This window comes from Pelomonas cellulosilytica (genome assembly GCF_021353265.1).
In the GTDB taxonomy this organism is placed as follows: Bacteria; Pseudomonadota; Gammaproteobacteria; order Burkholderiales; family Burkholderiaceae_C; genus Pelomonas; species Pelomonas cellulosilytica.
In genome coordinates this window covers 215,546-229,565 of sequence record NZ_JAJTWU010000003.1, presented here as the reverse complement: position 1 = coordinate 229,565, position 14,020 = coordinate 215,546, and the positions used below count along the sequence as shown (strand labels likewise).

The following is a 14,020-nucleotide window of genomic DNA, read 5'->3' as shown; positions in this document are numbered from 1 at the left end:
GACCAAAAGCCGCCTCGTTAACGTGCTGCACAAAAGCCTTACGGTTGTGCGCTTTGCACCAGGCGCGTAACAGCCTTCGGCACGCGTGCGCAACGACGGTGCCAGGTGCGCGCTCCAGCGTCCTTGGCCCGCCCCGCCATGGCACCGTCGCGGGCGGGACCACCCGCCCGCAAGCGCCGTTGCGGCTGCGGCTCGAGGCGACAGCCGGGTGAGAGCCGGTGAGAGCCGGCCACCGGAGCAGTCGCTCTCAGGTCTGGTTGGCGGCGTGCGCACGCCGGCGCAGCAGGTGCAGCAGCGGCAGCCCGCCCAGCAGCAGGGCCCAGGAGGTCGGCTCGGGCACGGCGCTGATGGTCAGGCTGGCGGCAGGGCCAGGCAACCAGTTCCAGGCGGCGGGCGCGTTCGCGTCGCCGCGGATGCCCAGGTGCGTGGTGATCACGCCGTCCTCGGGGTCGCGGGCGTTGCCCAGACCGAGCGCACCGAGAAAGCCGTTGGCCTCGTTGTTCTTCTCCGAGCCGGCGTCGTAGCCGTAAAGGTTGATGGTCACGCTGCCCTGGATAGCGGACAAGTCCAGGCCGCTGACGCCGACGAAGCCGTCGTTGGTCCACCCGAGCATGCTGGCAAACGACAGGTAGTGGTGGGCCGCATCGGCTTGCACGCGCACCGTCACGGCGTCCTGCTGCGGCAGCGGCGCCGACAGCGGCGCCGCGACGCTGAGCACGCTGGTGCCAACCAGCGCGTTCACTTCGTTTAGCAGCGCACTGCGGTCGCCACCTTCGGCAATGCGCCAGATCGTCTCAGGTGCGGCCTGGCCGACGGTATAGGCCGTGTAGTCGGCGCTATGGGTGATGAAGACGGGGGGCGACAGCCGCTGGCCCGTCTGTCCGGTCGGTGCGCCGGTGGTGGCAGCATCGCTGGTGAGATTCTTGAACGTGATGTCGTAGGCCGATGCTTGAGCTGCGGCCGGTTGAGACAGCGAAAGCGTGGCGGCCAGCGTCACGCCCAGGGCGGCCAGCCGGTGGGGCGCAGCCTTGGAACGCTGGGGGGCGGGAGTGGTGCGATGGAGGGTGTTCATTCGGGAGATCTCCTGTGGGTTGTTCGCAGGGGCGAGACCCCCGCGTGCTGCAGTCGCCCACGCGCGGCAGCCATTACTCCCTAGCTTGACGGAGACCGCCTGGATGGGGGTGTGCCTGTAAGGTGTGCGGAACAGCAGCGACAAAGGCGCCCCGCGCAGCCCGTTGGTTAGGAGCGCGATGTGGGCTTCTGCGCCCGGGATGCTCGGGTTGCTGTCCCATGGCGCGGAGATACTTCCCGGTCTCATAACGAAACCCTCGATCAGGAGTTTTCATGACACTGCGCCAGTTCGGCCTCTCCCTCCTGTTGAGCGTGACCGCCGCATTGGCGTTCGCACAGCCCGCCAAGTCGCCGGAGGAATTGCTGGAGCGCAGCAAGCAGGCGTTCGCCAGCAAGGATGCCCGTGCCTATCGCTCACTTGTTGTGCTGAGCCGTGAATCAGATTGGCCCGCGGCCGAGGCGGAGTTCCGCCGCAATGCCCAGCAGCCGCTGCGCTCCGCGAAGCTGTTGCCGCTGTCGGCCTACCAGGCGAACTACGACCGGGCCGTGAAGCGTGGCATGAAGACCGGGATGCAGGATCAAGGCTGGGTGGAGCTGGAGTTCGAGCCCGTCACGCAGCCGGGCGGCTTGATCGAAAAGTCCAGCATGGTGCTGATCTTCGGACGCAAGGACGGGGGCTACTTCCTGGGCTCCTAGGACGCCAGTCTGCGGTTGCGCTCGACGCGCACCCAACAAAAAGGGCCTGCATCGCAGACCCGTCGTCATTCAGCGGCGGCACGCCGCCGTGTTCGTCACCAGATGATGACCCGCTTGTCCTCGGGCCGCACCATCGCGTCGCCCGCCTTGCAGCCGTAGGCCTTGGCGAAGGCCGGCATGTTGGACGGGGCGGCATTGGTGCGGAAGCCGGCCGGCGCGTGGGGATCGGTGTTCAGGCGCACCAGCTGGGCCTCGGGGCGGATGGCGCCGGCCCAGACCTTGGCCCAGTTCATGAAGAAGCGCTGGTCGCGGCTCAGGCCGTCCAGTTTGGGGTCGGGCTGGCCGGCCGTTGCCTTGACCATCGCGTCGTAGGCCATGTTGAGGCCGCCGAGGTCGCCGATGTTTTCGCCCAGCGTCAGGCGGCCGTTGGCGTGCTTGTCGGGGAACTGGGGCAGCGGCGCATACTCGTCGGCCTGGACCACGAGCTTGTTGGCGCGTTCCTCGAAGCGCTGGCGGTCCTCTGCCGTCCACCAGTTGGCGTTGTTGCCCTCGCCGTCGAACTGGCTTCCCTGGTCGTCGAAACCGTGGCCGGCCTCGTGGCCTATGACGGCGCCGATGCCGCCGTAGTTGATGGCGTCGTCACCGGTGGCGTAGAAGAAGGGTGGCTGCAGTATGGCGGCGGGGAAGTTGATGGTGTTAGTGGAGGGGCTGTAGTAGGCGTTGACGGTCTGCGGCGTCATGCTCCACTCGTAGCGGTCGGTGGCTTGGCCGATCTTGGCCAGGTTGTAGCGCTGGTTGAAGGCGCGGGCGGCGCGCAGGTTGGCGTAGTGACTGCTGGGCGTGACGGTCAGCCCGCTCCAGTCGCGCCAGGTGTCGGGGTAGCCGATCTTCGGCAGGAAGGTTTGCCACTTGGCGACGGCCTTGGTCTTGGTCTCGGGGCTCATCCAGTCGAGGTTCTCGATGCGGGCTCTTAGCGCGTTGCGCACGTTGTCGACCAGTTGCTGCGCGCGCACCTTTGCGTCGGGCGTGAAGTGCTCCTTCACGTAGAGCTGGCCGAGGGCCTGACCCATGCTGCCGTTGACGGCACCCAGCGCGCGCTTCCAGAGGACTTCCTGCTCGGGCGTGCCGTTGATCGTCTTGCCGTAGAACGCGAAGTTCTCGTCCCGGAATGCCTTGGACAGCGCGGGGGACGCGCTGTCGATGGCATGGAAGGCGAAGTAGGCCTGCCATTGCGCCACCGGCGCTTGCGCCAGCATGGTGTCGAGCGCGGCAAAGAACTTGGGCTGCGACAGCGAGAAGCCGCCGGCGGCCTGGATGCCGGCATCGACCTCCATGACCTTGAAGAACTGGCCCCAGTCCCAGTGCGGGGTGAGCTTGTTGGCCTGCTCGACGGTGACGAAGTGGTACTGGTTCTCGGGCTTGCGCAGCTCCACTCGCAGAAAGGACGCGGCGGCCAGCTGGGTCTCCATCGCCATCACCAAGTTGGCCCGCGGTTGAGCGTCGTCGGCCGGCGTGCCGGTCAGCTCGAACAGCTTGGCGATATGGGCCACGTAGGCAGCGCGCAGCTTGGCGTACTCGTCCTTGCTGTAGTACTCGGGGCCGGGCAGGCCCAGTCCGCCCTGACGGGCAAACGCGATCTGGCGCTTGGCGTTCTTGTAATCGGCGCCGACGCCGAAGCCGAACGCGCGGCCCTCGGCGCGGGCGTGGGCCTGCTGCAGCCAGGTGACGATGTCTGCCCGGGTCGTCAGCGCATCGATGGAGGCGAGGTCCTTGCGGATCGGCTCGTAGCCGGCGCGCTCGATGGCAGCCTCGTCCATCGCGGCACGATAGATCCAGCCGATCTTCTGATCGATGGAGCCGGGCTTGGCGCGGTCGGCATTCTTCCTCGCGTTCTCGACGATGGCGTGCTGCGCGGTCAGGCTCTTCTCGGCCAACTCGTCAAGGCTGCCCCAGCGACTCTTGTCGGCGGGGATGGGGTTGGCCTGGATCCAACGGGTGTTGGCCCAGGCGTTGAAGTCGGTACACGGCGAGCGGCTGTCGTCCACATCGGGCACGAACTCGGGAATGGCGGCGGCGTGGGCGAAGCCGGTGCAGCACAGGGTGGCCGCCAGCGTGATGGAGCGAAGGTTCAAGAACGTACTCCGTACATTGCAGAAAGGCGAATCTTGCACGATGGACGCGTGGTGACCGCCCGCGGGGCAGCTGTGGGGCGTCGTGTCGTTTCGCGCTCCGGCCCGTCCCTGTTCCCGGGGGCTCGGCGCTGAGGTCTTGTTCCTGCACGCGCTCGCGCGCTGCGAACGCGCCACAAAATCGGTGATGTCCTTCATCGACCGTTTCGCCCGCCGACTCGCCGCACTGACGCTGTCCCTGCTGTTGCCACTCGCCGCCGCCGGCGAGGCGGCCCGGCCGCTCTCGGAATTCGCCCATGCGCGCTGGATGGTGGACCAGGGCGCGCCGGCCGACATCTGGACGCTGGCGCTGGCGCCGTCCGGGGCGATGTGGCTCGGCACGGGCCTAGGGCTGTACCGGTTCGACGGCGTGCGCTTCGAGCGCTACCCGCTGCGGGACGGGCAGCGCCTGGCGTCCAACAACATCAATGCATTGCACCTTGAGCCCGACGGCGACATCTGGCTGGGCCTGTTCGCCGGTGGTGCCGTACGGTTGCGGGACGGGTGGGCCACGCCGTTCGGCGAGGCGCAGGGCCTGCCGGGCGGGCGCGTGCTGCGCTTCGCCCGCTGGGGCGATGGCGCACTGTGGGCGGCGGCCGGCGACGGGCTGGCGCGCTTCGACGGGCAGCGCTGGCAGCGCGTCGGCGCCGAGCTCGGATTCCAGGACGTGGGAGCCGACTATGTCTTCACCGACCGTCGCGGCGTGCTGTGGGTGGCGGGCACGAGCCGGCTCTACTGGCGGGCGCCGGGCGACGCCCGGTTTCACGACACGGGCGAGGTCATCTCACGCGCGGCCGTGCTGGCACAGGACCGCGCCGGGCGGGTGTGGTTGTCCGAGGGGCGTCGTGGCACGCGGGCGCTGCCGGACTATCCCGCGGGCACGGCTGCGCCACAGGACGCCGGCGCCGCGACGGACGCCGCCGCGCCGGTGCTGCGCGGCAAGCAGCTGCTGTTCGCTGATGACGGCAGCCTGTGGCTGACCGAGGCCGGGGTCGGCGTGCACCGGCTGCGTGACGCCGCCCGCGTGGCCACGGGCCAGCCGCTTCGCGTGGCCGACATGGAGACCTTTGCCCACGACGACGGGCTGCCGACGAACGTCGTCGTGCCGCTGGTGCAGGGGCTGGATGGCGAGGTGTGGGTGGGCAGCAACCACGGCCTCAGCAGCTTCCGGCTGCAGCGGCTGCAGCGGCTGAAGGCGTTGGACACCGGCGAGCCCGAGGGTTTTGCGGTGGCCGCGTTGGGCGATGGTGTGCTGGCGCTCAGCGGCCGGCACGCGCTGGCTTGGACTCCGCCGGGCGACCCCAGGCCGATGCCGATGGCAGGGCGCTTTCACGCGGCGGTGCGGGACCGCACGGGCACGCTGTGGCTGGCCGATGTGGACGCCATCTGGCGCGAGCGCGATGGCCGTCGTGAACGGGTCTGGCTTTATGCCGAGCGGCGCAACTACGCGGTGCTGGCGCTGGCGCCCGACGAGCGCGGCGGGGCTTGGCTGGCGGCGCAGGGCGCGGGTGTGCTGCACCTTGGGCCGGACGGTGCGCGCCGCGAACCCCGTTTAGAGCCGGACGGCGCACTGCCGACGGCGATCACCGCGGGGCCGGATGGCGTGGCCTGGTTCGGCTACGACGACACGCTGCTGCGCTTCGACGGCGACAGCGTGCGGCGCTATGCAGCAGCGGCCGGGCCGAGGGTCGGCCGCACAACGGCCCTGCATGCCGGCGCGAGCGGGCAGGTCTACATCGGCGGCGAGGCGGGCTTTGCGCGCTTCGACGGCCGGCGCTTCGTGCGGCTGGCGGCCGAGCATGAGGACGTCTTCGCGCATGTGACCGGCATCGTCGAGACACCGGCGGGCGACCTGTGGCTCAACGGCGGACGCGGCCTGGTGCAGGTGCAGGCGCGCGACCTGGCCGCGCTGCCGGCCGATGGCGAGGCGCGGCCCAACTACCGTCTGCTGGACTGGCGCGACGGCCTGCCGGGCATCGCGCTGCAGGCGCCGTCCGTGCCCACGCTGCTGCTGGACGTGCAGCAACGACTGTGGGCCGCCACCAATGGCGGCGTGGCGTGGCTGGACCCGGCGCTGGCCACGCGCAGCGAGCGCATGATCGGCGTGGACATACTGGGCCTGCGCGCGGGAGACCACGCCTACCGGCCCGGCACTGACCTGGAACTGCCGCCGGGCACGCGCAACGCCGTCATCCGCTACTCGGCACTGACGCTGGCCGCGGCCGAGCGTGCGCGCTTCCGCTACCGGCTCGATGGCGTGGACACCGACTGGCAGGACGCCGACACGCGCCGTGAGGCCAGCTATGCCAACCTGGGCCCGGGGGACTACCGTTTCCGCGTCATCGCGGCCAATAGCGACGGCGTGTGGAGTAGCGACGAGGCCGTGCTGCCCTTCCGCATCGTGCCGCACTTCTGGCAGACGCCGGCCTTTGCATGGGCCTGCGGGCTGACGATGCTCGGCCTGGGCGTGGCGGTCTACCGGTTGCGCATGCAGGCGCTGGCGCGCGGCATGCAGCGCCAGTTGGAGGCCCGGCACCTGGAGCGCGAGCGCATCGCGCGCGAGTTGCACGACACGCTGCTGCAGAGCACGCAGGGGCTGATCGTGAACATCCAGGGCGTGGCCAGCGGCATGCCGGCCAGCGACCCGGCGCGGCTGCGCATCGAGTTGCTGCTGGACCGCGCCGATGAGGTGGCCGTCGAGGCCCGTGCCCGCGTGCTGGACCTGCGCACGACCGAGGTGGCGGGCACCGATCTGCTGGCCAGCCTGCAGGCCGTGGGCGACGCGCTCGCGCAGGACGGCGTGGTGTTCCATGTGGCCAGCGCCGGCGAGCCGCAGCCGCTGGACCGCACGGTCAGCGACCAGCTGGGCTGCATCGCGCAGGAGGCCGTGCGCAACGCCTTCGCCCATGCGCGCGCGAGCCGCATCGAGGTGGAGCTGGCCTACGGCGCCACGGAGCTGGTGCTGAGCGTGCGTGACGACGGCGCGGGTATTCCGGCCCAGTGGCTGTCAGGCGACGGCCGACCCGGCCACTGGGGCCTGCCCGGCATGCGGGAGCGGGCCCGGCACATCGGCGCCCGGCTGACGGTCGCCAGCGAGGTGCCGCGTGGCACGCGCGTCGACATCCGTGTGCCGGCGCGTCTGGCCTATGTGGCGACGTTGCGGCGGGAGGGCGAGGGGGGCTGAGGTCGGTTTCCGCGGCGAGCCTGCGGTGGGCGGTCGCCACGGGCCTACGTTGCCGGCAATGGAATGGCTGAAGTGGGTGGGGCACGCATCGGTGGCCCGATCGAGGTGATGTCGACGGCGCAGCCGTCAGAACTGTGGGTGACTCAGGGCGGGCTGCTCACGACGATGGTCCGCACTGTCAACTGCCACCTCGGAGTCCGTCCATGAAGACTTTGCGCGTGCTCATCCTGACCGCCAGCCTCCAGGCTATCAGCAGCAACACCCCAGCTGCGAGCTACACCAACAACCTCGCCTTTGCGACGCAGGGCCAGGGCATGTGGGGCTCGGGCGGCAGCAACGGTTTCGATGTGGAGATGCGGCTGCTCGGAACGAGCTGGGACCTCAGCGGTGGCGCCAGTTCGGGCTTCGCGCATCCGCATGGCGATGGCGTGAAGGGCAGCTGGCCGCGCATTTGCGCTTTTGGTGGCTGCATCGGCGGCGGCGAATACGTGATCTCCGAGGGCTGGGATCTTGGCACCTGGGGCATGGATCTCGGCGGTCATACCGCGGGGCAGGCCGGGCTGTACTTCCGCAGCAATTTCGACAATGGCCGGATCGCCGTGGACTATCCCATCCAGGCCAGCTTCACGCTGCCGGACAAGGCTCGCCCCGGTCAGCAGATCACACTGAGCTCGGCCTACACGCTGTCGCCCGATGCCCAGCTGAAGACGCGCTCACCCAGCGGTGCTGTGGAGTTGAGCCTGGACACGTCGTTCAGCGCGGCGGTCGGCGGCACGGCCTGCCTGGGGGGCTGCTATTCCGGCACGGTGCCGTTGGGCGGCGGGGCATCGCGTTCACGTCTCGTCGGGCTGTCGTCCAATGAGCTGGGCGGCAGCGTGGAAGGCGCACTGGCGGAATCGCTGCCGTATGGCGGCAGCGCGCACATGCCGCTGATCCAGACCCAGGGCGGCCTTCAAGGCAGCGTGCTGCGGGCATCCGGCAGTGACCGCTTCCTCGCGGCCAACGTGAACCTGTCGCAGATCGTCAGCGCCGCGCTGGGCATTCCGCTGAACGGCAGCGTGCAACTCGGATCGCTGGCCGTCGGCTACAAGACGATCGATCTGTCCACCGGGCTCGGTTTGAGCCTGGACCAGAGCTTTACGTTCGAAGCCGAGCCCTGGGTTCGCTACCTGCTGTCCGGCGGGCAAGAATTAACGGCCCGGCTGGGTGACGACATCAGCCTCACGATGCCGGACGTGGCCGGTGAGCTGGTCATCACGCCGACCGTCTTCCTGAAAGTGGCCAACCTCACGAATGTCACCCGGCTGAGCGGCGACGCGGCGCTGGACCTCAGCGCGTTGCAAGCGAGTGCGGGGCTCGAGATCCCGAGCATCAACGTGTTCGGTCTGGGCACCGTGGGCGGCGGGTCAATGAGCGCGGGTTTCGGCCCCGTGCTGTCGGCCCACGTCTCCGCACCGCTCGGCGGTGGCATTGGCCTGTTCGAAGACACCTGGCAACTGGGCGGCTTCCAAGCTCTGCAGGCCGGGTCGATGAGCGTACTGGCGGTGCCGGAGCCCGGCAGCCGTTCGATGCTGATCACCGGCGGCCTGCTGTGCGTGGGCGTTGCATGGCGTCGCCACACGCGTGCTTGAGACCTCCCTTCTCCGCCGCCTACACGCGCTTCTCCTGCGCGCCGGCAGGCTGGCGGCGTGCGGCTTCCTAGACTCGCGGGCGGTATCGCGGCCAACGGCGGCCGCGGTCGACTGACGAACGATGGGAGGAATGAATGCGCGTGCCGCGAGCTCGACACCTTTGGCGGCCCGGTGTGGCCGGGCTGTTGACGGCCGCGCTGGCGACGGCCGGGCTGGCCCAGCCGCCGGCGGACCCGGCGGCGCTGGAGAAATGCGCCGAGATCGGTGCGCCAACGGACCGGCTCGCCTGCTACGACCGCGCGATGGGCCGCGCCCCGGCGCCTGACGTGCCGCCGGCCTATGCCGAGAACCCGGTGGGCGGCGCGCCGGCCCCGTCGACCGCGAAGCTCGCTCCCAAGGATGCGCCGCCGGCCGAGGCCACGCCGGCCGCCGGGTCGGCCAGCCTGCTGTCCCGCTACTGGGAACTGGATGCGCAGGACAAGCGCGGCGTCTTCAACTTCGTTGGCTACCGCGCGAACTATGTGCTGCCACTGCACGTCACCAGCCGCATCAACCGGTCGCCGCAGTCGCCCAGCCAGGAGCCAGTCGCGCTGCCCAACTACAAGCGCGAGGAGGCCAAGTTCCAGCTGTCGCTGCGCACCAAGCTGTTCCAGGACGTGCTGTTGCCGGGCGCGGACGTGTGGGCGGCGTTCACGCAGCAGGCGACCTGGCAGATCTGGAACGGCAAGGATTCCAAGCCCTTCCGCAACAGCGACTACGAGCCCGAGCTGATGTTCGTCGTGCCGACGCCCGAGTCCTGGCGGCGGCTGCCGCTGGGCTGGCAATGGCGGTACGTGCAGCTGGGGCTGGCCCACCAGTCCAACGGCCAGTCCGATCCGCTGTCGCGCAGCTGGAACCGCGTGAACGCGGCGGCGGGCTTTGAGCGAGGCGATTGGTCGGTCGTCGCACGCTTCCTGAAGCGGCTCGGTGAGTCGGCGGAGACGGACAACAACCCCGATCTCGTCGGCTACCGTGGTCGGGGTGAGTTCCAGGTGAACTGGGTGCATGACAAGCACACCGCCCAGCTGATCTACCGCACGACGCTGAAGAGCGCGAAGTACGGCGCGCTGCAGTTCGAGTGGACTTACCCGGTGTTCAGCGACCAGCCCAACGGCCTGCGCTGGTACGTGCAGGTGTTCCGCGGCTATGGCGAGACGCTGACGGACTACAACTTCCGCCAGACCAGCGTGGGCGCCGGCTTCAGCTTCCTGCAGTTCTGAGCGCACCCGCGTCGTTCGAGGCCGCGGCCTGGGGTTTACCCGGTGTCACTTCGGTCAGGCCACCGGGCTCGGGCGACACTCCGCGGTTTTGACATTTCGACTTCGCCTGCCATGAAGCGTCTGCCTTTTCCCCGTGCCCTCGTCCTGTGTCTTGGTCTCGCCCTCGGCGGCTCGGCCCTGCATGCCGAGCCGTTGCCCACGACCTGGAACCTCGGCCTGCTGTATGCCAACGACAACGACTGGGATGCCGCCCGCAAGGCCTTGCTGGCTGACCTGCCGAAGCTCGCCGCGCTGAAGGGCACGCTGGGCAGGAGCGCCAAGAGCCTGCGCACGGCGCTGGACGCCATTAGCGAGGCCAACCTGCGCTTTGACCGTCTGCACGTGTACGCCAGCATGCAGCAGTCCACCGACAACCGGAACCCGGCCTACCAGGAGCGCAGCAACCTGGCGTCGCAACTGGGCGGCGAGTACAGCAGCGCGGTCGCGTGGCTGGACCCGGAAATCCAGTCGCTGGGCGAGGCGAAGATCGCCGCCTTCATGAAGGCCGACCCCGGCCTGAAGAAGCATGCCGAGCACCTGCGCAACAGCCTGCGCCAAGCGCGCCACACGCTGAGCGCCGACACCGAGGCCGCCGTCGCTGCGCTGGCACCGGTGCGCAGCGCCACCGGCGACGTGCGCACGCTGCTCTTCAACGTCGACACGCAGTGGCCTCAGATCACGGTGGACGGCAAGGCCGAACGGGTGGACGGCACCAAGTACGCGCTGCTGCGCCAGCACCCGGACCGCGCCGTGCGCAAGCAGGTGTTCGACGCGTTCTTCGGCGCCATCGGCCAATACGAGAACACCTACGGTGTGACGCTGGGCAACGTCGTGCAGGACGACACGACGATGGCCAAGCTGCGGCACTACCCGAGCGCCGTCGCCATGAGCCTGGACGGCAACGAGATCCCCGAGGCCGTCTACCGCACGCTGGTGGCCGAGGTGCACAAGGGCCTGCCCACGCTGCACCGCTACTTCAAGCTTCGCCAGAAGATGCTGGGCCTGCCGGACCTGCACTACTACGACATCTACCCGGCCCTCGTCACGCAGAAGAAGGAATACAGCCTCGACGACGCGGCGGCGCTGACGCTGGCGGCCACCGCGCCGCTGGGCGAGGACTACCAGAACCTGCTGCGGACGACGCTGAAGGCCAACACGATGCACGCGCTCCCCGGCCCGGCCAAGAGCGGCGGCGCCTACCAGGACGGCGTCTATGGCGTGCCGCCGTTCGTGTTTCTGAACCACCAGGGCGACTTCGAGTCGGTCAGCACCTTCGCGCACGAGTGGGGCCACGGCATGCACACGGCGCTGGCCAACCGCACCCAGCCGTACGAGACGGCCGGCTACGCGCTGTTCCTGGCCGAGATCGCGTCCACGGCCAACGAGGTGCTGCTGAGCCAGTACATGCAGGGCCAGGCGGTCAGCAGGGACGAGAAGCTGTTCCAGCTCGGCTATGCGCTGGAGCGGCTGCGCGGCACGTTCTTCCGCCAGGCCATGTTCGGCGAGTTCGAACTGAACGCGCACGATGCCGCGCAAAAGGGCGAGGCGCTCAACGGCAAGCGCCTGACCGACATCTACTGCAAGCTGCTGAAGGACTACCACGGCGACGCCGCGGGCGTCATGAAGATCGACCCGCAGTACTGCCAGGAATGGGCCTTCATCCCGCACTTCTACCGGCCGTTCTACGTGTACCAGTACGCCACGTCGATCACCGCGGCGCTGCACTTCGCCGAGGACATCGGGGCAGGCAAGCCCGGCGCGCGCGAGAACTACCTGAAGCTGCTGTCCGGCGGCGGCTCGGTGGCGCCGTACCAGGCGCTGAAGAACGCCGGCCTGGACATGGCGACGCCGGCGCCTTATCAGGCCGTCGTCAAGCGCATGGATGCCATCATGGACGAGATGGAAGCGCTGCTCGCCGCCAAGTGATGGAGGGCGGACGCGGGCGGCTGATGCACACAATGCCGGCATGCCCGCCCGCCACCTCCGCTATCTCGCGCTGACGCGCCGGCACCCGTCGGCCATCCTGCTGCTGGTGCAGCTCGCCGGCTTGCTGCTGTATCCGTTGCTGGACGGCACGCCGGCCGGCCGGCTGACGCTCAGTGCCTTCGGCGTGGCGGTGCTCGTCGTCACCACACGCATGGTGCGGCGCACGCCAGGGCTGACCTGGGTCAGCGTGTGCCTGGCGCTGCCGGCCATCGTGCTGCTGGCGCTGCAGGCCGCCTTCGGCATGCCGTGGCTTTTGCCGTGGTCGGCAGCGCTGGAGGCGCTGTTCTACTTCTACGCGGCCAGCAGCCTCGTCGCCTACATGATGGAAGACATGCGGGCGACAACCGACGAGCTGTTCGCCGCCGGGGCCACCTTCACGCTGCTGGCCTGGGCCTTCACCTACACATTCGTCGTCTTGCAGGCGCTGCAGCCGGGCAGCTTCTCGGCGGCCGTGAACCCCGAGCAGCCGCGCAGTTGGACGGAGCTGATGTTCCTCAGCTTCGCGCTGCTGTCGAGCACCGGCATTGGCGACATCATCCCGCTGCGCCCCGTCGCACGAGGCGTGGCCAACCTGGAGATGTTCGTCGGCGTCATGTACCTCGCGGCGGTCGTGTCGCGCCTGATCGGGCTGACGCTGCTGCGGCGCTGAGCCGCTGGCGCCAGCCCGCGCGGGCTACTGGCTCACGAAGGTGTTGACGCTGCTCGGGTCGATGTAGGCCGTTGCCTTGCCGCCGCTGACGGCATAGGTGCCGGCGTACTCGTTGCTGTTGGTCGCCGTCGTGCGCGTCTTCGCGAACGACGTGGCCGAGCCGGCCTGGAGCGTCAGCACCAGTTGGCGCTGCGAGCTGCCGGTGTTGACGGCCACCACGACGATCTTGCCGGCCGAGTTCTTGTAGGCGGTGACGTACACGTCGCTGTACGGCTTCTCGGTGGCGGCGATGCGCACGTCGCCGGGGCGCACGTATTTCGCGTACTGCGACATCACCAGGCCGCGCTTGCTGATGGCGCCGTCCTCGGTCAGCAGGCCGTAGGAGCGCCGGATGTACCACCACACATAAGCGCTGTAGTTGGACACCATGCTGCGGTGCAGTTCCTGCGCCACCGGCAGCGCTGCTGTCCAGTTGTTGGCATCGGTGTTGTCGGTGTAGTGCTCGGTCATCCACAGCTCCTTGCCCTTGCTGCGGGCCAGCGGGTAGTCGCTGGGCGTGGTGCCGTACAGATGGCCGCCGATGATGTCGACATGCTGGACGGCCGTGGCGTCGTTGAGCATCGGGTCGGACAGCGACTTGTTGAACCCCAGCGATTCCGGCGCTATGACCTTCAGGCTGCCGAACCGCGACCCCTGGCCTTGCAGGAAGCTCACGAACTGCGCACCCGTCCACTGGCAGCTTTCATAGGCCGGCGCCCAATCGGGCTCGTTCTGGATGGAGATGGCGTACAGCCCGGCGTTGCCCGAGCTCATGTAGTTGGCGAAGGACAGCAGGTGGCCGGCGTAGTCCCCATAGCGGGAGGACAGTAGCGTGCCGCCGTTGATGAGGCTGTTGTTGGACTTCCAGGCCGCAGGTGGCGTCCAGGGCGAGGCGAACAGCGTCACACCCTTGGCCTTGGCCAGTTGCGCCGTGGGCAGCTGCGTGGCCCACTTGGCGCTGTCAGGGTCGATGCGCATGCGCATGATGGACAGGCCCACCTGGCCCGTGCCAGTGCCGAATGCGGTGTTGACCTGGGCCGCCGTCAGGTCGGCGATCCAGCCGGCGCCGTTCATGCCGCCGAAGCCGCGCACGGTCTGGTAGGTGGTGTTGGGGTTGAGGGTCACGGTCTGTGCGCCTGCTGAGGCAGCCAGTGCGAGGCTTAGGGCTGCCAGGGCTCGGCTGGCCCAGGGGTGTAAGGCTTGGCGGTTCACGTCGGTGTCTCCTAGTGCTTCATGGCGATCCGGCAATGCCGGCAGGGGCGACACGGCGTCGCGCCCGCCGGCCCGTCGCAAGAAGC

9 protein-coding genes are annotated in these 14,020 nt (G+C 69.0%); 6 read left to right on the top strand and 3 right to left on the bottom strand.

The window, feature by feature from the left end; genetic code table 11:
- Positions 1–247: 247 nt before the first annotated feature.
- The gene (locus LXT13_RS08520; protein ID WP_233371433.1) at positions 248–1,072 is read right to left on the bottom strand and encodes a spondin domain-containing protein; all 825 of its coding nucleotides are present in this window, start codon (positions 1,070–1,072) and stop codon (positions 248–250) included.
- Between the two features lie 272 nt (positions 1,073–1,344).
- Here LXT13_RS08520 and LXT13_RS08515 point away from each other — a divergent pair, with 272 nt between their 5' ends.
- Positions 1,345–1,767, top strand: a complete 423-nt coding sequence (locus LXT13_RS08515) for a hypothetical protein (RefSeq protein WP_233371432.1) — start codon at positions 1,345–1,347, stop codon at positions 1,765–1,767.
- Positions 1,768–1,862: 95 nt separating this feature from the next.
- Here LXT13_RS08515 and LXT13_RS08510 read toward each other — a convergent pair whose 3' ends face one another.
- Entirely contained in the window at positions 1,863–3,899 is a 2,037-nt protein-coding gene (locus LXT13_RS08510; protein ID WP_233371431.1) for a M13 family metallopeptidase, read from the bottom strand.
- A gap of 184 nt (positions 3,900–4,083) precedes the next feature.
- On the opposite strand from LXT13_RS08510, the gene LXT13_RS08505 reads away from it, so the two are divergent.
- The 5 genes from LXT13_RS08505 (at position 4,084) to LXT13_RS08485 (ending at position 12,683) form a co-directional block, all read left to right on the top strand.
- A complete protein-coding gene (locus LXT13_RS08505) occupies positions 4,084–7,119 on the top strand; it encodes a sensor histidine kinase (protein ID WP_233371430.1) in 3,036 nt (1,011 codons plus the stop codon).
- A gap of 203 nt (positions 7,120–7,322) precedes the next feature.
- Positions 7,323–8,750 (top strand): hypothetical protein, encoded by a 1,428-nt coding sequence (locus LXT13_RS08500; RefSeq protein ID WP_233371428.1) that lies wholly within the window; start codon positions 7,323–7,325, stop codon positions 8,748–8,750.
- A gap of 173 nt (positions 8,751–8,923) precedes the next feature.
- On the top strand, positions 8,924–10,009 hold the full coding sequence (locus LXT13_RS08495; protein ID WP_233371427.1) for a phospholipase A: 1,086 nt from the start codon (positions 8,924–8,926) through the stop codon (positions 10,007–10,009).
- Positions 10,010–10,120: 111 nt separating this feature from the next.
- Positions 10,121–11,974, top strand: coding sequence for an oligoendopeptidase F (gene pepF, locus LXT13_RS08490; protein WP_233371426.1), 1,854 nt, complete (start codon positions 10,121–10,123; stop codon positions 11,972–11,974).
- Between the two features lie 40 nt (positions 11,975–12,014).
- Positions 12,015–12,683, top strand: coding sequence for an ion channel (locus LXT13_RS08485; RefSeq protein WP_233371424.1), 669 nt, complete (start codon positions 12,015–12,017; stop codon positions 12,681–12,683).
- 24 nt (positions 12,684–12,707) lie between these two features.
- Here the strand turns inward: LXT13_RS08485 and LXT13_RS08480 are convergent, their stop codons facing one another.
- Complete coding sequence (locus tag LXT13_RS08480) at positions 12,708–13,847, bottom strand: glycoside hydrolase family 30 beta sandwich domain-containing protein (RefSeq protein WP_233371422.1); 1,140 nt, start codon at positions 13,845–13,847, stop codon at positions 12,708–12,710.
- Positions 13,848–14,020 lie beyond the last annotated feature (173 nt).